Here is a 21,916-nt window from a genome sequence, read left to right on the forward strand (position 1 = left end):
GGGCCCTCAAGATGAGGTCGCGTTTCGCGGCGGGATATCAGACCCTCATGGCGAGGAGCCCGCCTGACCGGGCGTCTCGAACCATGCAGGCCGTGCTCTTCCGGCACTCTCCAGCCAACAAGTCGCTCATCGCGGCGTCAAAATGATCGCTTCCGCGGTCGCGGCTTCGACGGCCGGGCGGCTGTACAGCAGCGGGACGTATTGGCCCGTTGCCCAGAGCGGAGCGAGGTCGCGGTAATGGGCGCTGAAGGGATCGCCGGATTGGCCGGGCGTGTTGATGGTGCGGCTCGCATCCCAATTGCCGACGTCGAGCACCATGCGGAACGACGCGCCGGCGAACAACTGGTAATCGGCGCGGCGATAGGTGGCCGCGCGCGGCACGTTGGCGGCACCGCCATAGGCGAGCGGACCGACCGAGAGCTGCGCGGCGGTGGCCTTGTCGGCGAGCGGCATCAAGGCATGGTCGAATTTCGCGACATGCAGCCGGCCCCAGCGCCAGGTCGAGGCATCTGGCCCGAGCTTGCCCGTGACGTCGGCCACCGCGGCGCCGAGGCTGTCGCGCAGGATCTGGTCACGCGCGGCAGCGGGATCGGCGCCGAACGACGCATCCGGGGATTCCAGATAGGCGACGAGCGCCGAAATGCTCGACGCCTCCGGCGCGATCAAATCGGCGGCCTTGGGCGCGGTGGTCTTCAGCAGCACCGGCCCAAGATGATTGGCGATCCAGACCTCGAACACGGCGGCTGCCGCGCTGTCGGCGGCATCGCGCGCGTCCCATGGCTTGAGCAGATCGAGACCCTTCTTCACATTGGGATCGTCGGAGGTGAGCGGCTGCAACAGCTTGACGAGGCGCCGCCCCAGCATCGCGGTGTCGTCGTTCTGCAAATCCATGGCGTCGGCGAGCGTCACCTTGCTGTTGGCCGCGAGCACCTCGGTGATGCGTTGCCAGCGCGCGCTGTCGGACCATTCGAACCCGACCTTGCGTTCGGCTACCGGGTAATCGGCCGGCAGGTTCATCTGGTTGGCGGTGGCGAGAAAGCCCTGCTTCGGCTGATAGGCTTTCGGCAATTCGTCGAGCGAGAGAAAGCCCTGCCACTCATAGCGGCCGTCGCCCGGCACCGGCATCAGGCCGTCGAAGTTGGCGCGGCGCGGCGTCTTGCCGGCGGCAACCCAGCCGATATTGCCGCGGGTGTCGGCATAGACCTGGTTCTCCGACGGCGCGCCCCAGCGGCGCATGGCGGCGAGGAAGCCGTTCCAGTCCTTCGCGGTCATGTAATCGGACGAGCCGAAATAGGCTGACGTGCCGGGCTCGAACCAGATCGAGCGCACCGCGAAGGCGCGCTTGTTGCCATCGTCGACATAGATCACCGGACCGTGCCGGGTGAACTTCAGCTCGAGGTCGCGATCGGCCTCGCCTTTGACCTGCTCGGTCTCGTGCACGACGCGCATGTCCTCCCAGCCATTGCTGTAGCGGTACTGGTTGGGGTTTTGCGGATTGAGCTCGTAGACGTAGAGGTCTTCCTGGTCGACGTTGAAGATGGTGAGGCCGAACGCGATGGTGCCGTTGTGGCCGATCGAGATGCCGGGCAGCGCCGGCTCGCCGGCGCCGATCACGGAGAGGCCCGGCGCGTTGAGGCCGACGATGTAGCGCAGCGAGGGCACGCTGTGCTCGCGATGCGGATCGTTGGCGAGGATCGGGCGGCCCGTCGCAGTGCGCGAGGCCGCGATCACCCAATTGTTGGAGCCGATGGTGTCGCGCTGCTGGTCGGCCTCGGTGAGGTATTTGTCGGGATCGTGGGCGAGTGCGGCCTGCTTGTCCTTCGGCGCCGCGAAGGCCACCGGGCGGGTCGCGAGATCGTAGGCCGCGAGCACGGCCTTCGGCACGCCGCAGGGGTCGAGCCCATCGGGGACTTTCGTGGTCCATGCCGGTTCGAGCTTGACGCGGAAACGATCGGCATCGAGGCCGGCCGCGCAGGCGACCAGCGAGCGCTTGACCTCGGAGGCGACGTTGCGCGTCAGGCCGTGGCTGCGAATGCGGACGACGTCATCCGCCGTCCACGGATCAGGCATGGTGCCGGCGATCCTGAACTCGATCGGCAGCGGACGCTTTCCCGCCCGCACATCGGCGACATAGGCATTGACGCCGGCGACGAACGCGTCCGCATAGGTCTTCGCCTTGGGGCCGTAGGCCGCCCATTCCGCGTTCATGTCGCCGCGATAGAGAAACAGCCGCAGCGCCTTGTCCTGCTCGGCATAGGCCGGGCCGAAATCCTTTGCGAGCAGGCCGAGCCCGCGCTTGCGCCAGAGATCGATCTGCCAGAGCCGGTCGCGCGCGGCGTTGAAACCTTGCAGGAAGAACAGGTCGTGCTCGTTGCCGGCATAGATATGCGGGATGCCCCAGACGTCGACCAGGATCTGGGCGGGGGCGTCGAGGCCGGCGACATCGGTCTTGAGCTGCCGCGCACTGCCGAGCGGGTTCGGCTTGTCGCGCGCGATGGCTGTCGAGGTCAGCAGCGCGGCGCAGATGACTGCGCCGCCGAGTTTTTGGATGACCCGGTTGAGATCCGTGTTCATTGTCGTTCTCCCGTTGTTGTTATTTTAGTCCGTAGCCCGGATGGAGCGAAGCGTAATCCGGGAATCTTGCTCGTGGAGAAAACCCCGGATTACGCTGCGCTCCATCCGGGCCACAAGAATCCGACTATCCCTCCCCCTCGTCGCTCGCGAGCACGCCCTTCACCGCCCTCGCCCAACCCGCGAGCTTCCGCTCCCGCGTCGCCTGGCTCATGTTCGGCTTGAAGCGATGCTCGAGGCGCCAATTGTCGGCGAACTTCGTCGGCTCGGGATAGACGCCGGCCTGGAGGCCGGCGAGGTACGCAGCGCCCAGCGCCGTGGTCTCCTGGATCACGGGCCGATCGACCGGTGCGTCCAAGAGATCGGCGAGGCGCTGCATGGTCCAGTCGGAGGCGGTCATGCCGCCGTCGACGCGCAGCACGACGCTCGCGACTTCCGAGCTCGGCCAGTCCGCGCGCATCGCGGCCCAGAGGTCGAAGGTCTGGTAACACACGCTCTCCAGCGCGGCGTGCGCGAGCTCCGCCGGGCCGGTGTTGCGGGTGAGGCCGAACAGCGCGCCGCGCACCCGCGGATTCCAGTAGGGCGCGCCCATGCCGACGAAGGCGGGGACCAGATAGACGCTCTGCATGGAGTCCGACTGATCAGCAAGAGGTCCGGTCTCGGCAGCGTGCTTGATGATGCCGAGGCCGTCGCGCAGCCACTGCACCGCCGAGCCTGCGACGAAGATCGAGCCTTCGAGGGCGTAGGTGCGCTTGCCGTCGAGCTGATAGGCGACGGTGGTGAGCAGCTTGTTCTTGGAGACGACCGGCGTGGTCCCGGTGTTGAGCAGGGCAAAGCAGCCGGTGCCGTAGGTGGACTTCATCATGCCCGGTCGGAAACAGGCCTGGCCGATGGTCGCGGCCTGCTGGTCGCCGGCAATGCCTGAGATCGCGATCGCGCCGCCGAACAGGTCCGGCGTGCTCTCGCCGAAGCGGGCGGAGGAATCCTTCACCTCGGGCAGCATCGAGCGCGGCACGCCGATGATCTCCAAGAGCTCGTCGTCCCACTGGCCCGTGTGGATGTTGAACAGCAGCGTGCGCGAGGCGTTGGTGGCGTCGGTGGCGTGCACCTTGCCGCCGGTGAGGCGCCAGAGCAGATAGCAGTCGACGGTGCCGAACATCAATTCGCCGCGCGCGGCCCGCGCCCGTGCGCCGGGAACGTGGTCGAGGATCCAGGCGACCTTGGTGCCCGAGAAATAGGGATCGATGATCAGGCCGGTCTTCTGCGAGATCACGGGCTCGCGGCCTTCTGCTTTCAATTTCGCGCAGATGTCGGCGGTGCGGCGGTCCTGCCAGACGATGGCGCGGTGCACGGCCTGGCCCGTGGCGCGGTCCCACACCACGGTGGTCTCGCGCTGGTTGGTGATGCCGATCGCGGCGATGTCCTTTGCGGTGATGCCGGCCTGCTCGATCGCGTCGCGGCAGACCATCACGGTCGAGGTCCAGATGTCCTCCGGCTCGTGCTCGACCCAGCCCGAGGCCGGAAAATGCTGCGGAAACTCCTGCTGCGCGCGGGCGGCAATCGAGATGTCACTGCGAAAAACGATGGCGCGCGACGAGGTGGTGCCCTGGTCGATGGCGAGGACGAAAGACATGGAAGCTACCTTGGCGTTTCCCTGAGAGGGGTCATTGTGTCGCGCCAAAGGGAGCGGATTAGGGCGGGAAGGTCAAGATTGGATGCGGGGGCACGATCCCCTTACCTTCTCCCCTTGCGGGAGAAGGTGGCGCGCGAAGCGCGCCGGATGAGGGTATGTTTCGGCGAATTCAGCAGGAGGAGATTCACTCGCGGAGAGATACCCCTCACCCGTCTCGCCGCTTCGCGGCGATCCACCCTCTCCCTCAACAAGGGGGAGAGGGAAGAACCCTACACCGCGGCCGTCGTCACGCCGCCGTCGATGACGATGGTCTGGCCGGTCATGAAGCTCGAAGCGTCGGAGGCTAGGTAGGCCACTGCGCCGGCGATTTCGTCGGGTTCGCCGATGCGGCGAAGGGGCGTGGTGGCGGTGCGGCGCTTGAGGTTGGCTTCGTCTTCCCACAGCGCGCGGGCGAAATCGGTCTTGACGAGGCCGGGCGCGATGCAGTTGACGCGGACGCCTTTCGGGCCCCATTCGCCGGCGAGCGAGCGGCACAGCGCGAAGTCGGCGGCCTTGGAGATGCCGTAGGCGCCGATCACGGTCGAGCCGCGCAGCCCCCCGATCGAGGAGATGATGACGACGGAGCCGTTGCCGCGCTCGGCCATTTGCGGGATCGCCAGCGCGGAGAGCCAGATGTTGCTCTTGACGTTGCTGCCCATGATCTTGTCGAAGGCCTCGTCGGTGATGTCGAGCAGCGGGCCGTAATACGGATTCACCGCGGCGTTGCAGACGAGGATATCGATCTTGCCGTAGTGCTTGATCGTGCCCGCGATCAGCGCCTCGACCTCGGCCTTGCGCGCGATGTTGCAGGGAATGACGATCGCATCGCCACCGGCCGCGATGATGCCGTCGGCGACTTCCTTGCAGGCGTCCGCTTTCCGCGATGACACCACGACCTTGGCGCCGAGTTTTGCGAGCAGCTCCGCCGAAGAGCGGCCGATGCCGCGGCTGGAGCCGGTGACGATCGCGACCTTGCCGGTGAGATCGAACGGGGTGTTCTTCATTGTTGTTGGGCTCCGCTGATTCCATTTAATCGATGTCATCGCCCGGCCTTGTGCGCAATTGCGCACTGGATCGGGCGATCCAGTATTCCAGAGACGGCGCGGCCGGAATCGAAAGGCCGCGGCGTACTGGATCCCCCGCTTTCGCGGGGAATGACAGTCATCGTGTGGTCAGATCAACCCGCTCCCATCCGCGACGCGGCGCTGGTGGTAGTCGGTGTCGCCAAAGCTGTTCTCGATCATGGTGAGGCGCTTGAAGTAGTGGCCGATCTTCGCCTCCATGGTCATGCCGATGCCGCCGTGGAGCTGGATCGCCTGCTGTCCCACGAACTTCAGCGACTTGCCGATCTGCACCTTGGCCGCGGCGATCGCATTGGAGCGCTCCTTGGCGTCCTCGAAATCGCCGGCCATGGTCGCGAACATCGACATCGATCGCGCCTGCTCGGCGGCGACGAACATGTCGGAGGCGCGATGCTGCAACGACTGGAACGAGCCGATCGCGACACCGAACTGTTTTCGCGTCTTGATATATTCGACCGTGGTCTTCAGCGATTCGTCCATCAGGCCGACGGCCTCGGCGCAAAGCGCGATGCGGGCTTCGTCGACGACGCGCTCGATCAGCGCGAGCGAGTCGTCGGGATTGCCGAGGGCCGCATCGGCGCCGACCTCGACACCGGTGAAGGTGATGTCGGCGGCGTGCAGGCCGTCCTGGGTCGGGTAGGACTTCTTGGTCACGCCCTTGGCATTGGCCGGGACCAGGAACACGCCGATGCCGGACTTGTCGCGGCGGTCGCCCTTGGTGCGGGCGGTGACGATCAGGGTCTCGGCGTTCTCGCCGTTCAGCACGACGAACTTCTCGCCGTCGATGACCCAGCCGTCGCCCTTCTTCTTCGCCGTCGTCGAGACGTCGAAGAGATCGTAGCGCGAGTTCTTCTCGAGCTGGGCGAACGCCAGCGTCTTGCTGCCGTCGATGATCCCGGGCACATGCGCGACCTTCTGCGCATCGGAGCCGGCGTGGCGCAGGAAGCCGCCGCCGATCACGACCGTTGCCAGGTAAGGCTCGAGCACCAGCGCCTTGCCGAGCGCCTCCATCACGATCATGGTCTCGACACCGCCGCCGCCGAAGCCGCCATCGGCCTCCGCGAAGGGCAGGCCGAGCAGGCCCTGCTCGGCGAGCTTGCCCCAGACGGCCTGGCTCCAGCCGCCCTTCTCCTTCATGTACTTCTTGCGGCTCTCGAAATCATAGGAATCGGTCAGCAGGCCGTCGATGCTGTCCTTGAGAAGCTGCTGCTCCTCGTTCAGATCAAAATCCATGTCTCTCTCCAAATCGGCGGGAATTGCCCTACCGTCGCCTCACCCTCAGACGTCATCCCCGCGAAAGCGGGGATCCAGTAAACGCAGCCGCCTGCCGTACTCACGACCGCCGAGGCGTACTGGGTCCCCCGCCTTCGCGGGGGACGACACCGTCATTGTCGACTCACAGCCCCAGCACCGCCTTGGCGATGATGTTGCGCTGGATCTCGTTGGAGCCGCCGTAGATCGAGACCTTGCGGTTGTTGAAGTAGCTCGGCGCGATCTGGGCGGTCCACTCCATGGCTTCGTTCGAGCCGTCATCGCCGTGCACGTCGTAGGGTGCTGCGAACGGGCCGATCACTTCCATCAAGAGCTCGGTGGTGGTCTGCTGGATCTCGGAGCCCTTGATCTTCAGCACCGACGACGCCGGATTGGGCTTGCCCTTGCCGTGCTTGCCTTCGTCGGCGACGACGCGGAGCTGCGTCAGCTCGAGCGCCTTCAGCTCGATCTCGCAAGCCGCCAGCTTCTCGCGGAACGCGGCGTCCTGGATGATCGGCTTGCCGCCGGACTCGACCTTGCCGGCCAAGTCGCGGATGCGGCGCAGCCGCTCCTTGGAGACGCCGACCCGGGCGATGCCGGTGCGTTCATTGCCGAGCAGGAATTTGGCGTAGTCCCAGCCCTTGTTCTCCTCGCCGATCAGGTTCTCGATGGGCACCTCGACGTCGTCGAAGAACACCTCGTTGACCTCGACGCCGCCGTCGATGGTCTGGATTGGACGCACGGTGACGCCCTTCGACTTCATGCTGAAGACGATGAAGGAGATGCCCATCTGCTTCTTGGCGGAGGGGTCGGTGCGGCAGAGGCAGAAGATCATGTCGGCGTGCTGGGCGAGCGTGGTCCAGGTCTTCTGGCCGTTGATGATCCACTTGTCGCCCTTGCGCTCGGCCTTGGTCTTGAGCGAAGCGAGGTCGGAGCCGGAGCCGGGCTCGGAGAAGCCCTGGCACCACCAGTCGTCGACATTGGCGATGCGCGGCAGATACTGCTTCTTCTGCTCTTCGTTGCCGAAGGTGTAGATCACAGGACCGACCATGCTGACGCCGAAGGCGAGCGGCTGCGGCGCCGGATAGGACTGCAGCTCCTCGTTGAAGATGTAGTGCTGCACGGAGGTCCAGCCCGTCCCGCCATACTGCTTCGGCCAGTGGCTGACGCCCCAGCCCTTCTTGTTGAGGATGCGCCACCACGTCACCATCTCGTCCTTCGAGAGATGACGGCCCTCGACCAGCTTGCGCCGCGTATCCGGCGGCACGTTGTCGCGGAAGAATGAACGCACTTCCTCGCGAAACGCCTGCTCTTCCTTCGTGAATGCGAGATCCATCGGATCCTCCTGTGAAACGTTATTCCCTATTCGTCATTCCGGGGCGCGCGAAGCGCGAACCCGGAATCCAGAAGTTTGTGGCTCGAGGTTCCGGGTTCATTCGCTGGCGCGAATGCCTCGGAACGACGGAGCCCGTTACTGCAACACCTCGAAAAGTCCCGCCGCGCCCATGCCGCCGCCGACGCACATGGTGACGACCGCGTACTTGGCCTTGCGGCGGCGGCCTTCGATCAGCGCGTGACCGGTCAGGCGCGCGCCCGACATGCCGTAGGGATGGCCGACCGAGATCGCGCCGCCGTCGACGTTGATCTTCTCGGGGTCGATGCCGAGCTTGTCGCGGCAATACAGCACCTGCACCGCGAAGGCTTCGTTCAGCTCCCAGAGGCCGATGTCGTCGACGGTGAGGCCGTGGCGCTTGAGCAGGCGCGGCACGGCGAAGACCGGGCCGATGCCCATCTCGTCCGGCTCGCAGCCGGCGGAGACGAAGCCGCGGAAGATGCCGAGCGGCTTGAGGCCGCGCTTCGAGGCTTCCTTGTCGCTCATGATGACGGAGGCGCTGGCGCCGTCGGAGAGCTGGCTGGCATTGCCGGCGGTGATCGAAAAGCCTTCGCCGCGCACGGGCTTGAGGCCGGCAAGGCCTTCAGCCGTGGTCTCGGGGCGCGGGCCTTCGTCCTGCGACAAGGTCACCTCCTTGAACGAGACGGCGCCGGTCGCCTTGTCGGTGACCGCCATCTGCGTCGTGATCGGCGCCAGCTCGTCCTTGAACTTGCCGCCCTGCTGGGCCGCGGCGGTGCGGCGCTGGCTCTCCAGCGAGTACTCATCCTGCTTCTCGCGCGAGATGCCGTAGCGCTTGGCAACGACTTCGGCGGTGTCGATCATGGGCATGTAGACCTCGCCCTTGATCTTGAGCAGCGCCGGGTCCTGGGCGTGGAAGCCGTTCATCTTGTCGTTCTGCACGAGGCTGATCGACTCGCCGCCGCCGCCGACCGCGATCTCGACGCCGTCGAAGATCACCGAGCGCGCGGCCAGCGCGATCGCCTGGAGGCCCGAGGCGCATTGCCGGTCGATGGTGGTGCCGGCGACGGTCACGGGGAGACCTGCGCGGAGCAGCGCCTTGCGCGCGATGTTGCCGCCGGTCGCGCCCTGCTGCAGCGCCGCGCCCATCACGACGTCCTCGACCTCCTTCGGATCGACTTTTGCACGGGCGACGGCCTCGCCGATGGCGTGGCCGAGCAAGGTTGCGCCCTCGGTGGCGTTGAGCATGCCGCGATAGGCCTTGCCGATCGGGGTGCGGGCGGTGGAAACGATGACGGCGTCGGTCAAGAGCGACCTCCTGATGCGTGTTGGGTGGATTGTGATGGTTTCTGCTGCTGGCGCAATTCGTGGCGCGACAATTTTCCGACCGGCGTGCGCGGCAGATCGTCGACGAACTCGACCGCCGCCGGCAGCTCGTGCTTGCCGACCTTGCCGGCGAGCTGCGCGCGCAGCTCATCGAGCGAGAACGGCTTGGCGTCCGGCTTGAGCTTGATGAAAGCCTTGGCGGCCTCGCCGCGATACTGGTCGGGAATGCCGAGCACGATCACCTCGTGCACGCCTGGAATGGTGTAGATCGCCTGCTCGATCATCTGCGGATAGACGTTGAAGCCGCCGGAGATGATCATGTCCTTCTTGCGGTCGACCAGGAAGAAATAGCCGTCGGTATCGACATAGCCGATGTCGCCGGTGAGGAAGCGGCCGTCCGAAAAGGACTCCGCGGACTCCTTCGGCTTGTTCCAGTAACCCTTCGTGACGTTGGGGCCCTTGATGCGGATTTCGCCGACTTCGCCCGGCGGCAGCACTCTTGTCGGATCATCCAGCGAAACCACGTCGAGCTCGATGCCGGGCAGCATCAGGCCGATCGACCCCGGCTTGTCCGGTCCCGTCGGCGGGTGGCCGGTGCCGGGCGAGCAGGTCTCGGTCATGCCCCAGCCGCTGCGCAGCTTCTTGCCGACCTTGCGCTCGAAGAAGTTCGCGATCTCCACCGGCAGCGGCGCACCGCCGGAGCCGATGACGGCGAGCGAGGAGAAGTCGCGTTTGTCGAGATCAGGCAGCGCTGCGATCGCGATCCACATCGTCGGCACGCCCGGGAAGTACGTCGCGCGCTTGATTTCGATGTCGCGCATCACCGCCTCGACATCGAAGCGCTGATGGAGCGAGATCAGATTGCCGCGGCTGAGCGAGGACAGCAGCACGACGGTGAGCGCATAGATGTGGAACAGCGGCAGCACGCAGATCACGCGCTCGACGACGTCGCCACGTGCCGCACGCGACGGCTTGCCCCAGACATCGTAGATCGACACCGCGGAGGTGAGATTGCCGTGGGTGAGCATCGCGCCCTTGGGCAGGCCGGTGGTGCCGCCGGTATATTGCAGCAACGCGACGTCGTCCGCCGTCACGGACGGCCACTCGGCCGGCGCGGTCGCGCCCTCGGCGAAGCTCTTGAAGGTGACGATGCGGGGATCGTCGGGGATCGGTGCCTGCGGCGTGCCGACCTTGCCCCAATCGTCGTCCTCGCAGACGACGAGGCGATCGATCAGGCCCTTCTCCAGGAACTTCAGCGCGGTCGGCAGCAGCGCCGCGAGATTGGAGGTGACGAGCAGGCGCGAGCCGGAATCCGAGACCTTGTGCGTCAGCGCGATCTCGCCGTCGAGCGGGGAGAGATGCGCGACGCGGGCACCGGCCTTCAGCGCGCCGAAGAAATTGACCGGATGGTCCGGCGTGTTGCCGAGGAACAGCGCCACGGAACTGGTCTTGCCGCAGCCGGCGCGCAGGAAGGCAGCCGCGGCACGCTCCGCCATGGCGGCGAGCGCGGTATAGCTGATCGGGCGATCGCGGAATTCCAGCGCGGTGCGCGGGCCGAAATCGGCGGCGGCTTTCGACAAGAGGTCAGGCAGCGAGCCCTGGACGATGGTGTCGTCCCAACGCACGCCCTCGGGATAAAACTGTTCGCCGGGATGGGTCATTTTCTTGATTGCTTGAGCGAGCAACTAACATCGACCGTCATTCCGGGGCGCGACAAAGTCGCGAGCCCGGAATCCATAACCACCAGCTGGGGTTATGGATTCCGGGCCTGCGCCTTGCGGCGCATCCCGGAATGACGAAGGTTGAGCCGAACCGGCCATCACGCCGCCTTCGACGCCGCGGCCAGCGACGCGAACGTCTTGCCTTCGGCCGCGAGCTTCTTCAGCAGCGGCGCGGGCTCGAGGCTCGGATCGTTGGTTTCCTTGGCGTAGAAGGAGAGACGATCGGCGATGTGCTTGAGGCCGACGGTGTCGGCCCAGAACATCGGGCCACCGCGGTAGATCGGCCAGCCGTAGCCGTAGAGCCAGACCACGTCGATGTCGGAAGGACGCGCCGCGATGCCCTCTTCGAGGATCTTCGCGCCCTCGTTGATCATCGGGTACATCATGCGCTCGAGGATCTCCTCGTCGCTGACGACGCGCTTCTTGCGGCCGAGACGGAGCAGCGTCTCGTCGATCAGCTTTTCGACCTCCGGATCGGGCAGCGCCGAGCGGCTTCCTGCTTCATACTTGTAGTAGCCCTTGCCGGTCTTCTGGCCGAAGCGGCCGGCTTCGCAGAGCGCGTCCGCGATCTCCGACTTGATGCCGCGGTCCTTGCGCGAGCGCCAGCCGATGTCGAGGCCGGCGAGATCGCCCATCGCGAACGGCCCCATCGGCATGCCGAATTTGGTGACCACGGCATCGACCTGCTGCGGCAAGGCACCTTCGAACAGCAGCTTCTCGGACTGCTTGCCACGCTGCGCCAGCATGCGGTTGCCGACGAAGCCGTCGCAGACGCCGACCACGGCCGGCACCTTCGCGATCTTGCGCGCGATGGTCACGGCGGTGACCAGCGCATCCGGCGCGGTCTTGTCGGCGCGCACGATCTCGCACAGCTTCATGACGTTGGCGGGCGAGAAGAAGTGCATGCCGAGCACGTCCTGCGGCCGCTTGGTCGACTTCGCGATCTCGTCGATGTTGAGGTAGGAGGTGTTGGAGGCGAGCACGGCGCCGGGCTTGACGTATTGGTCGAGCTTGCCGAACACTTCCTTCTTCACCGCCATGGTCTCGAACACGGCCTCGATCACAAGGTCAGCATCGCCGACATTCTCGATGCCGACGACGCCGTTGATCAGCGCCATGCGCTTGGCGGGCGCGTCGGCCGGGATGCCGCCGCGCGCGGCGGTCGCTTCCCAGTTCTTCTGCATGATGCCCATGCCGCGCTTGAGCTGCTCCTCGCCGGTCTCGATCAGGGTGACGGGAACGCCGGCATTGGCAAAGGACATCGCGATACCGCCGCCCATGGTGCCGGCACCGAGGATGGCGACGCGGTTCACGGGCCGCGACTTGGTGCCCTCAGGCACGCCGGCGATCTTGCTGGCCTCGCGCTCGGCGAAGAAGGCATAACGCTGCGCCTTGGACTGGTCACTGGCGACGAGCTTGAGGAAGCCCTCGCGCTCCTTCTTCAGGCCCTCGTCGAACGGCAGGTCGATGGCGTAGCCGACGGCGTCGGCGGCCGCGAACGGCGCTTCCAGGCCGCGCGACTTCTTGGTCATGGCGGCGACCGCATTGGTGAAGATCGAGCGGTCGGCCTTGGCCGCGGCGAGCTTGGAATCGTCGTCGCGCAGGCGCCGCAGCGGACGCTTCTCGGCGAGCAGCTTGCGGACGAAGGCTTCGCCGCCGGAGGCCGGACCTTCGACGATCTCCTCGATCAGGCCGTTCTTGAGCGCCTCGGCAGCCCCGATCGGATCGCCGCCGACGATCATCTTGACCGCGAGTTCCGGCCCGACCGCGCGGGGCAGGCGCTGGGTGCCGCCGGCGCCCGGCAGCAGGCCGAGCTTCACCTCGGGCAGGCCGAGCTTGGCTTCCTTCACGGCCACGCGGAAATGACAGGCCAGCGCGACCTCGAGGCCGCCGCCGAGCGCGGTGCCATGGATCGCGGCGACGACCGGCTTGGGCGAGTTCTCGATCTCGGCGAGGACGTCGTTGAGGGCGGGCGGCTTCGGCGGCTTGCCGAATTCGGTGATGTCGGCACCGGCGATAAAGGTGCGGCCGGCGCAGGTCAGCACGACGCCCTTGATCGCGGGATCGGCGATCGCGGCCTTGATGCATTCGAGAATACCGCCGCGCACTGCGGCACTCAGCGCATTGACCGGAGGACTGTTGACCGTGACGATCCCGACTTCGTCATGACGCTCAAGCTTGACCACTTCGCTCACGGCTTCCCTCCTTGGTGGGGATTTACTTTGTTCGATTTCGCGGTGCGGAATTTAATTCCGCATCTTGACGGCAGGGTTATTTTGAAGCACGGACGTTGTCAACGACTCCGCGCAAGAAGCAGATCAGGGATGAAGCGTACAGGCAAGAAGACTGCGACCGATCGGAATTTCGTCGTCGCGCTTTCCCGCGGACTAGATGTTTTGCGCGCATTCCAACCCAGCGACGGACTTCTCGGCAACCAGGAGATCGCTGCGCGTACCAACCTGCCCAAGCCGACCGTTTCGCGCCTGACCTACACGTTGACGAAGCTCGGTTATCTGACACCGGTTCCCCGTTTCGAGAAGTATCAGCTCGCGCCCGCCGCGATGGCGCTCGGTTATGCGGCGCTATCCAATCTCGGCGTTCGGCATTTGTCCGAGCCATTTCGCGAGGAAGTGATGCGCGCGACCGGCGGCGCCGTCGCAATCGGCGGCCGCGACCGTCACAGCATGATCTATTTCGGGCAAAGTCGCGGCAGCGAGACGGTCGGCGTTCAACTGGACGTCGGCTCCCGCGTGCCGATTGCAACCAGCGCGATGGGACGTGCCTATTTCTGGGCGCTCGACGAAGAGGGCCGCGCCGAGGTCTCCCGCATTCTGCGCGAACATTACGGCAGCCGGTGGCCGAAGATGCGCGACGGACTGGAACGTTCGGGCGAAACGGTCGCGAAATACGGTTTCGCGATGTCCGTCGGCGACTGGCATGACGACATCGGCGCCGCCGGCGTCGCGCTCAAGCTCAACGACGGAACCGGACCTTACGCATTCAATTGCGGCGCGCCCGCATTCCGCTTCACGGAAGAGCGTTTGATCAACGACATTGGACCGCGTCTGCTGGCGATGGTAAGGAACATTGAAGCGGCACTCGGGGGACTGATGCCGCAATCCAAAAAAGAAGTCAGCAAAAAGCTGAAATCAGGAGGAAAAGTTGCGCGTGTGGCCGAGGGGTTCAGATAGCCTTTGTCATCACCGGGAGCGGTTCGCATCGCCCCTTCGCCCACTGACGTGTGTGGGCGAGACGAGATGACGCAGGCACAGCTCGCGCGGGGGACATCGCCCCTGCTCGCGGTTCGCGACGTCAGCGTCGTGTTCGGCGGCATCATCGCGCTCAACGGCGTGTCCTTTGACATGCACAAGGGCCAGATCCTCGGATTGATCGGCCCCAACGGCGCCGGCAAGACCACGCTCTTCAACTGCCTCTCGCGGCTCTATCAGCCGTCGTCGGGCGACATCCTGATGGAAGGCGTAAGCATCCTGTCGCGGCCTCCGCACCGGATCGCCGAGATCGGCATCGGCCGCACCTTCCAGAACGTGGCGCTGTTTCCGAACCTCTCGGTGATGGACAACGTCCGCGTCGGCGCCCATTCGAAGACCTCCAGCGACATCATCAGCGACTCCCTGAGGCTGGCCTGGGTCCGGCGCAGCGAGACCGACGTCAACAAGAAGGTGCAGGAGATCCTCGCCTATCTCAAGCTCGAGGACGTCGCCCACACCGTCGTGTCCGGCCTGCCTTTCGGCACGCAGAAGCGCGTCGAGCTGGCGCGCGCGCTCGCGGCGGACCCGAAGATCCTGCTGCTCGACGAGCCCGCCGGCGGCCTCAACCACGAGGAAGTCTACGTGCTCGGCGACCTCATCCGCCGCATCCGCGACGACCGCCACATGACCGTGCTGCTGGTCGAGCACCACATGGGCCTCGTGATGTCGATCGCCGACCACGTCGTCGCGCTGAATTTCGGCAAGAAGCTCGCGGAAGGCACGCCGGCCCAGGTGCAGGCGGACCCCAACGTCATCAAGGCCTATCTCGGGAGCAAGGACCAATGACGACGCTGCTCAACGTCAAGGACCTGCGCGCCTATTACGGCCAGGTCCAGGCGCTCCATGGCCTGTCCTTCTCGCTCAACGAAGGATCGTTGACGACGCTGCTCGGCGCCAATGGCGCCGGCAAGACCACCACCCTGCGCGCGATCTGCAACATGGTGCGTTCCACCGGTGCGATCGAGTTCGAGGGCAAGCCGCTGAGCAACCGCTCCACCGAGAGCATCGTGCGGTTCGGCATCGCCCACGTGCCGCAAGGCCGCGGCACCTTCACGACCATGACGGTCGAGGAGAACCTCCAGCTCGGGGCCATCACCCGCAAGGACAGCGCCGGCATCGTCTCCGACATCGAGCGCATGTACGCGCATTTCCCGGTGCTGAAGCAGCGCCATACCCAGCAGGCCGGCACGCTCTCCGGCGGCGAGCAGCAGATGCTCGCGGTCGCCCGCGCGCTGATGCTGCGGCCGCGCCTGATGCTGCTCGACGAGCCGTCCTTCGGACTGGCGCCGCTGGTCGTGCGCGACCTGTTCGGCATCCTCGGCAAGATCAACCGCGAGGACAAGGTGTCGATCCTGGTGGTCGAGCAGAACGCCCAGCTCGCGCTCGAACTCGCCGACCAGGCCTATGTGATCGAGACCGGACGCATCGTGATGTCGGGCAATGCCAAGGACATCGCCAACAACGAAGAAATCCGCAAATCCTATCTGGGTTACTGAGGAGCCGGCACGATGGAGCTGTTCACCAACCAAGTGCTGGCCGGCATCGCCACGGGCGCGATCTACGCCTGCATGGCGCTCGCCGTGGTCATGATCTACCAGGCTATCGACCATCTCAACTTCGCGCAGGGCGAGATGGCGATGTTCTCGACCTTCATCTCCTGGCAGCTGATGCAGTGGGGCGTGCCCTACTGGGCCGCCTTCGTCATCACGCTGGCACTCTCCTTCGTCGCCGGCATCGCGATCGAGCGCATTCTGTTCAAGCCGCTGGCGAAAGCGCCGGTGCTGACCAACGTGGCCGGCTTCATCGCGCTGTTTGCGATCATCAACTCCTCGGCCGGCCTGATCTGGGACTTCACCATCAAGCAGTACCCGACCCCGTTCGGCTCCGCACCGTTCCTGGGCAGCCAGCTGATCTCGACCCACCAGGCCGGCATGATCGGCGTCACGGTGCTGCTGCTGCTCGGCCTCTACTTCTTCTTCCAGTACACGCGCATCGGCCTGGCCATGCGCGCGGCCGCCTCGGTGCCTGAATCGGCCCGCCTCGTCGGCATCAACACGTCCTGGATGATCGCGCTCGGCTGGGGCATGGCGACCGCGATCGGCGCGATCGCCGGCATGCTGATCGCCCCCGTCGTGTTCCTCGAGCCCAACATGATGGGCGGCGTGCTGATCTACGGCTTTGCCGCCGCGGTGCTCGGCGGTCTCACGAGCCCGTTCGGCGCGGTGGTCGGCGGCTTCCTGGTCGGCATCTTCGAGAACCTCGCCGGCACCTACATCCCCGGCGTCGGCAACGAGCTGAAACTCCCGATCGCGCTCGCGCTGATCATCTCCGTCCTGGTCGTCAAACCCGCTGGCCTGTTCGGCCGGCACATCGTCAAGCGAGTTTGATCATGAGCGCTGCAGAAGAAGTCGTTGCAGAAGGCCACGAGGCGGTCGAGGCTGTTCCGAAGCGGGCCATGACGCTGGGCACCGGCACGTCGCTGGTGGTGCTCGCGGCGCTGCTGATCGCGCCCGTCTTCGTCAAGAACTTCATCATCTTCCAGATGACGATGCTCCTGATCTACGGGCTCGCGGTGCTGGCGCTGAACATCCTGACCGGCGGAAGCGGCCAGTTCTCGCTCGGCCAGAGCGCGTTCTACGCGGTCGGCGCCTATACGACCGCGGTGCTGATGGAGCACTTCAACGTCAATTACGCCCTGACGCTGCCGATCGCCGGCGTGGTCTGCTTCGGCTTCGGCTATCTGTTCGGCAAGCCGGCGCTGCGCCTCTCGGGCGTTTATCTCGCGCTGGCGACCTTCGCGCTCGCCACCGCGATGCCGCAGCTCCTCAAGCTCAACTTCCTCGAGCACTGGACCGGCGGCGTGCAGGGCCTCGTCGTCACCAAGCCGGACGCGCCATTCGGCCTGCCGATGTCGCAGGACATGTGGCTGTACTACTTCACGCTCGTCGTGACGATCGCGATCTACATCTTCTCGGTGAACCTGTTGCGCTCCCGTTCGGGGCGCGCCTTCATGGCGATCCGCGACAACGAGATCGCGGCATCCGCCATGGGCGTGGACGTCGCGCTCTACAAGACGCTGGCGTTCGGCGTCTCCGCCGCCATCACCGGCATCGCCGGCTCGCTCGGCGCCATCGCCGTGCAGTTCGTCGCGCCCGACAGCTACACCATCACCCTCGCGATCTCGCTGTTCCTCGGCATGGTCGTCGGCGGCGTCGGCTGGCTGCCCGGCTCGATCGTCGGCGCCGCCTTCATCATCTTCGTGCCGAACATCGCGGAGGGCATCTCCAAGGGCCTCTCCGGCGCGGTGTTCGGCGTGCTCCTGTTCCTCGTCATCTACCTCGTGCCGCATGGCGCAAGGCAAGTCGCGATCCTGGGCCAGCAGCTCGCCGGCCGGCTCAGGAAGAATTGAAACGTCCATCCAGACTGTTGTTTTAACCAAGGAGACCCAATTGCTTTTCGGAAGAATACTGCGAACCACCGCACTCGTAACGGCGGTCGCGACCCTCGCCTCCGGCGCAGCACTTGCCCAGAAGAAATACGACACCGGCGCGTCCGATACCGAGATCAAGATCGGCAACATCATGCCGTACAGCGGTCCGGCGTCGGCCTATGGCATCATCGGCAAGACCGAAGAAGCCTATTTCAAGATGATCAACGACAAGGGCGGCATCAACGGCCGCAAGATCAACTTCGTCACCTATGACGACGCCTATTCGCCGCCGAAGGCCGTCGAGCAGGTCCGCAAGCTGGTCGAGAGCGACGAAGTGCTGGCCGTGTACAATCCGCTCGGCACGCCCTCGAACACCGCGATCCAGAAGTACCTGAACGCCAAGAAGATCCCGCAGCTGTTCGTCGCCACCGGCGCCACCAAGTGGAACGACCCGAAGAACTTCCCCTGGACCATGGGCTGGCAGCCCTCCTACCAGAGCGAAGCGCAGATCTACGCGAAATGGCTGATGAAGGAAAAGCCGAACGCCAAGGTCGCGATCCTCTACCAGAACGACGATTTCGGCAAAGACTATCTCAAGGGCACCAAGGACGGTCTCGGCGCCAAGGGCGCGTCCATGATCATCATGGAAGAGAGCTACGAGATCTCCGAGCCGTCGATCGACGGCCACATCGTCAAGATCAAGGCGGCCAATCCCGACGTGCTGCTGATCTACGCGACGCCGAAGTTCGCGGCCCAGACTATCAAGAAGACCGCCGAGCTCAGCTGGAAGCCGCTGCAGATCCTCACCAACGTATCGATCTCGGTCGGCAGCGTGATGAAGCCGGCCGGCTTCGAGGCCTCGCAGGACGTGCTGTCGGCGGCCTATGCCAAGGACTCCACCGACCCGCAGTGGACCAACGATCCCGGCATGAAGAAGTGGAACGAGTTCGTCGACAAGTACATGCCCGGTGCCGACAAGACCGACACCGGCATGGTCTACGGCTATGGCGCAGCGTCGACCCTGGTCAAGACGCTGGAAATGTGCGGTGACGACCTCACCCGCGCCAACCTGATGAAGCAGGCCGCTTCCTTGAAGGATTTTGCACCGGACACGCTGCTGCCCGGCGTCAAGATCAACACCAGCGCCACCGACTTCGCCCCGATCTCGCAGCTCCAGATGCAGCGCTTCAAGGGCGAGAAGTGGGAACTCTTCGGCGAGATCATCAGCGGCGACGTCGCCTCCGAGTGACGCGCTGACGCGATCGTCCAAGTCTAGTCAAATCTGACAAAGCCCCCGCGGGCGACCGCGGGGGCTTTTTGTTGACGTCAGGCGTCAATCTTGTTCAATGCGGCGCCGATCCATTCCGGGTGGAGAAAGATGACTGTCGTTCGATTTCAGGTTGCGGCCGTTTCGGCCGCGCTCGCTTTGTGCACTGCGGTGAGCAGCCCGGCACTGGCGCAAAAGAAATACGACAGCGGCGCTTCCGATACCGAGATCAAGATCGGCAACATCATGCCCTATAGCGGGCCGGCCTCCGCCTATGCCGCGATCGGCAAGGCCGAGGAAGCCTATTTCAACAAGATCAATGCCGAGGGCGGCATCAACGGCCGCAAGATCAAGTTCATCTCCTACGACGACGGCTATTCGCCGCCGAAGACGGTGGAGCAGGCGCGCAAGCTGGTCGAGAGCGACGGTGTGCTGCTGATCTTCGGCTCGCTCGGCACCTCCACCAACGGCGCCATCCGCAAATACATGAACGACAAGAAGGTGCCGCAGCTGTTCGTGGCGAGCGGCGCCTCCAAATGGAACGATCCGAAGCAATATCCGTGGACCATGGGCTGGCAGCCGAGCTACGCCAGCGAGGCGCGCATCTACGCCAAATACATCATGAAGGAAAAGCCGGACGCGAAGATCGGCGTGCTCTACCAGAACGACGATTTCGGCAAGGACTATCTGAGGGGGCTGAAGGACGGCCTAGGGGCCAAGGCGTCGATGATCGTGCTCGCAGACAGCTACGACACGTCGGAGCCCGCGATCGACGAGCACGTCGTGAAGCTGAAGGCCTCGGGCGCCGACGTCTTCCTCAGCATCACCACGCCGAAATTCGCCGCGCAGGCGATCAAGAAGGCGGCCGAGATCAACTGGCATCCGGTCCACATCATCTCCAACGTCTCGGCGTCGGTCGGCGGCGTGCTCGAGCCCGCGGGCCTGGAGATCTCGCAAGGCATCCTGTCGGCGAGCTACACCAAGGACGGCTCCGACCCGCAATGGAATGCCGATGACGGCATGAAGAAATTCTATAACTTCCTCGCGCAGTACGACCCCAAGGCCAACAAGCTCGATGCCGGCGTGGTGTTCGGCTATGCCGCGGCCCAGACCATGGTGAAGGTGCTGCAGATGTGCGGCGACGAGCTCACCCATGAGAACGTCATGAAGCAGGCCGCTTCGTTGAAGGATTTCGAGCCCGACACGCTGCTGCCCGGCATCAAGATCAACACCTCCGCCGATAATTTCGCCCCGATCGAGCAGCTCCAGATGATGCGGTTCAAGGGCAGGAAATGGGAGCTGTTCGGCGACATCATCTCGAGCGAGCTCGGCCACTGAAGCCGCGCAACTCAAAATCGCCTCCGGCTGGTTAATCAACTTAGGACAGCCGTACCGTCTCGCAGTCGCACACGGGCGCGCGCCGGTCCCTGACTACTAAAGGAGCAGCCCCTGCGACACAGCCGCGGGGGCTTTCGGTTGAAGGCCCCCGGTAAATCGTATTGAATTGCGTCCGCGCCGCCAAAAATCATCAAGCCAAGAAAAGGGACGCACACACACCAAGAAAATAGGGAGATAGGAATGCCCGCTGTCACCGGCAAACTTGCGGCCGCGTCACTGGCGCTTGCGCTCATTGCGGCCTCGGCCTCCACTGCATCGGCCCAGAAGAAATACGATACCGGCGCGACCGACACCGAAATCAAGATCGGCAACATCATGCCCTACAGCGGACCGGCTTCCGCCTACGGCATCATCGGGCGGACGGAAGCCGCCTATTTCAAGAAGATCAACGACGAGGGCGGCATCAACGGCCGCAAGATCAATTACATCTCCTATGACGACGCCTACTCGCCGCCGAAGACGGTGGAGCAGGCCCGCAAGCTGGTCGAGAGCGACGAGGTGCTGTTCATCTTCAACTCGCTCGGCACGCCGCCGAACTCGGCGATCCACAAATACATGAACTCGAAGAAGGTGCCGCAGCTGTTCGTCGCGACCGGCGCCACCAAGTGGAACGATCCGCAGAACTTCCCCTGGACGATGGGCTGGCAGCCCAATTACCAGAGCGAGACGCAGATCTATGCGAAATGGCTGCTCAAGAACAAGCCGGACGCCAAGATCGCGGTGCTCTTCCAGAACGACGATTACGGCAAGGACTATCTGAAGGGCCTCAAGGATGGCCTCGGCTCGAAAGCCGCCTCGATGATCGTCATCGAAGAGAGCTACGAGACCTCCGAGCCGACCATCGACAACCACATCGTCAAGCTGAAGTCGACCGGCGCCGACGTCTTCATGAACATCACGACGCCGAAATTCGCCGCCCAGGCGATCAAGAAGAATGCCGAGATCGGCTGGAAGCCGCTGCACTTCCTCAACAACGTCTCGGCCTCCGTCGGCAGCGTGATGAAGCCGGCCGGCTTCGAGAACGGCCAGGACATCGTCTCGGCCGACTATCTCAAGGACGTGTCGGATCCCGCGTGGAACAACGATCCCGGCATGAAGGAGTTTCTGGCGTTCATGACCAAATACTTCCCCGAGGGCGACAAGCTCGATAAGGGCACGATCGTCGGCTATGCCGTGGCACAGACGCTGGTCCAGGTCTTGAAGCAGTGCGGTGACAATCTCACGCGCGAGAACATCATGAAGCAGGCGGCGAACCTGAAGGACTTCCGCACCGAGGCGCTGCTGCCGGGCGTCAAGATCAACACCTCGCCGACCGATTTCGCGCCGATCAGCCAGCTTCAGCTCGAGAAATTCAAGGGCGAGAAGTGGGAGCTGTTCGGAGACGTGATCAGCGCCGACGTCGGCGGCTAACCCCAAACGACTGAGAGCCCCCTGCGCGGCCATCGCAGGGGGCTTTTGCTTGCGCGCGGATTATGATCACGCGATTGCACAATCGAATGATGGTAAAGCCCGCTTACGCTCTGGCGCCTGATGCGGTAGGCAGGGAGCCGGCGATTTTGTCGCCATCATTTCAGTTCG

The 21,916-nt window shown here is 64.7% G+C and carries 16 protein-coding genes; 8 read left to right on the top strand and 8 right to left on the bottom strand.

Annotation, left to right across the window (positions count from 1 at the left end):
* Positions 1-126 precede the first annotated feature (126 nt).
* The 8 genes from BJ6T_RS40280 to BJ6T_RS40315 form a co-directional block, all read right to left on the bottom strand.
* A complete protein-coding gene (locus BJ6T_RS40280) occupies positions 127-2,574 on the bottom strand; it encodes a penicillin acylase family protein (protein WP_014498256.1) in 2,448 nt (815 codons plus the stop codon).
* A 124-nt stretch (positions 2,575-2,698) separates the two neighbouring features.
* A complete protein-coding gene (gene glpK / locus BJ6T_RS40285) occupies positions 2,699-4,204 on the bottom strand; it encodes a glycerol kinase GlpK (RefSeq protein WP_014498257.1) in 1,506 nt (501 codons plus the stop codon).
* Between the two features lie 269 nt (positions 4,205-4,473).
* The gene (locus tag BJ6T_RS40290; protein ID WP_014498258.1) at positions 4,474-5,247 is read right to left on the bottom strand and encodes an SDR family NAD(P)-dependent oxidoreductase; all 774 of its coding nucleotides are present in this window, start codon (positions 5,245-5,247) and stop codon (positions 4,474-4,476) included.
* 168 nt (positions 5,248-5,415) lie between these two features.
* The gene (gene pimD / locus BJ6T_RS40295; RefSeq protein WP_014498259.1) at positions 5,416-6,558 is read right to left on the bottom strand and encodes a pimeloyl-CoA dehydrogenase small subunit; all 1,143 of its coding nucleotides are present in this window, start codon (positions 6,556-6,558) and stop codon (positions 5,416-5,418) included.
* A gap of 163 nt (positions 6,559-6,721) precedes the next feature.
* Entirely contained in the window at positions 6,722-7,912 is a 1,191-nt protein-coding gene (gene pimC, locus BJ6T_RS40300; protein ID WP_014498260.1) for a pimeloyl-CoA dehydrogenase large subunit, read from the bottom strand.
* Positions 7,913-8,047: 135 nt separating this feature from the next.
* The gene (locus tag BJ6T_RS40305; RefSeq protein ID WP_014498261.1) at positions 8,048-9,235 is read right to left on the bottom strand and encodes an acetyl-CoA C-acyltransferase; all 1,188 of its coding nucleotides are present in this window, start codon (positions 9,233-9,235) and stop codon (positions 8,048-8,050) included.
* A complete protein-coding gene (gene pimA / locus BJ6T_RS40310; RefSeq protein WP_014498262.1) occupies positions 9,232-10,914 on the bottom strand; it encodes a dicarboxylate--CoA ligase PimA in 1,683 nt (560 codons plus the stop codon). Before pimA ends, BJ6T_RS40305 begins: the two co-directional genes overlap by 4 nt.
* 158 nt (positions 10,915-11,072) lie before the next feature.
* Complete coding sequence (locus BJ6T_RS40315) at positions 11,073-13,169, bottom strand: 3-hydroxyacyl-CoA dehydrogenase NAD-binding domain-containing protein (protein ID WP_014498263.1); 2,097 nt, start codon at positions 13,167-13,169, stop codon at positions 11,073-11,075.
* A gap of 129 nt (positions 13,170-13,298) precedes the next feature.
* On the opposite strand from BJ6T_RS40315, the gene BJ6T_RS40320 reads away from it, so the two are divergent.
* The 8 genes from BJ6T_RS40320 (at position 13,299) to BJ6T_RS40355 (ending at position 21,748) form a co-directional block, all read left to right on the top strand.
* A complete protein-coding gene (locus BJ6T_RS40320) occupies positions 13,299-14,165 on the top strand; it encodes an IclR family transcriptional regulator (protein WP_014498264.1) in 867 nt (288 codons plus the stop codon).
* Positions 14,166-14,231: 66 nt separating this feature from the next.
* Positions 14,232-15,029 (top strand): ABC transporter ATP-binding protein, encoded by a 798-nt coding sequence (locus BJ6T_RS40325; RefSeq protein WP_014498265.1) that lies wholly within the window; start codon positions 14,232-14,234, stop codon positions 15,027-15,029.
* A complete protein-coding gene (locus tag BJ6T_RS40330) occupies positions 15,026-15,739 on the top strand; it encodes an ABC transporter ATP-binding protein (protein WP_014498266.1) in 714 nt (237 codons plus the stop codon). Before BJ6T_RS40325 ends, BJ6T_RS40330 begins: the two co-directional genes overlap by 4 nt.
* 12 nt (positions 15,740-15,751) lie before the next feature.
* A complete protein-coding gene (locus BJ6T_RS40335) occupies positions 15,752-16,630 on the top strand; it encodes a branched-chain amino acid ABC transporter permease (RefSeq protein WP_014498267.1) in 879 nt (292 codons plus the stop codon).
* A gap of 2 nt (positions 16,631-16,632) precedes the next feature.
* Entirely contained in the window at positions 16,633-17,652 is a 1,020-nt protein-coding gene (locus BJ6T_RS40340; RefSeq protein ID WP_014498268.1) for a branched-chain amino acid ABC transporter permease, read from the top strand.
* Positions 17,653-17,692: 40 nt separating this feature from the next.
* Positions 17,693-18,922, top strand: coding sequence for an ABC transporter substrate-binding protein (locus tag BJ6T_RS40345; protein WP_014498269.1), 1,230 nt, complete (start codon positions 17,693-17,695; stop codon positions 18,920-18,922).
* A gap of 129 nt (positions 18,923-19,051) precedes the next feature.
* Positions 19,052-20,278, top strand: coding sequence for an ABC transporter substrate-binding protein (locus BJ6T_RS40350; protein ID WP_014498270.1), 1,227 nt, complete (start codon positions 19,052-19,054; stop codon positions 20,276-20,278).
* A 240-nt stretch (positions 20,279-20,518) separates the two neighbouring features.
* Positions 20,519-21,748: an ABC transporter substrate-binding protein gene (locus tag BJ6T_RS40355; protein ID WP_014498271.1), complete on the top strand. Its 1,230-nt coding sequence runs from the start codon at positions 20,519-20,521 to the stop codon at positions 21,746-21,748.
* The last annotated feature ends 168 nt before the right edge of the window (positions 21,749-21,916 follow it).

The sequence above is a fragment of the Bradyrhizobium japonicum USDA 6 genome, from assembly GCF_000284375.1.
GTDB lineage: Bacteria > Pseudomonadota > Alphaproteobacteria > Rhizobiales > Xanthobacteraceae > Bradyrhizobium > Bradyrhizobium japonicum.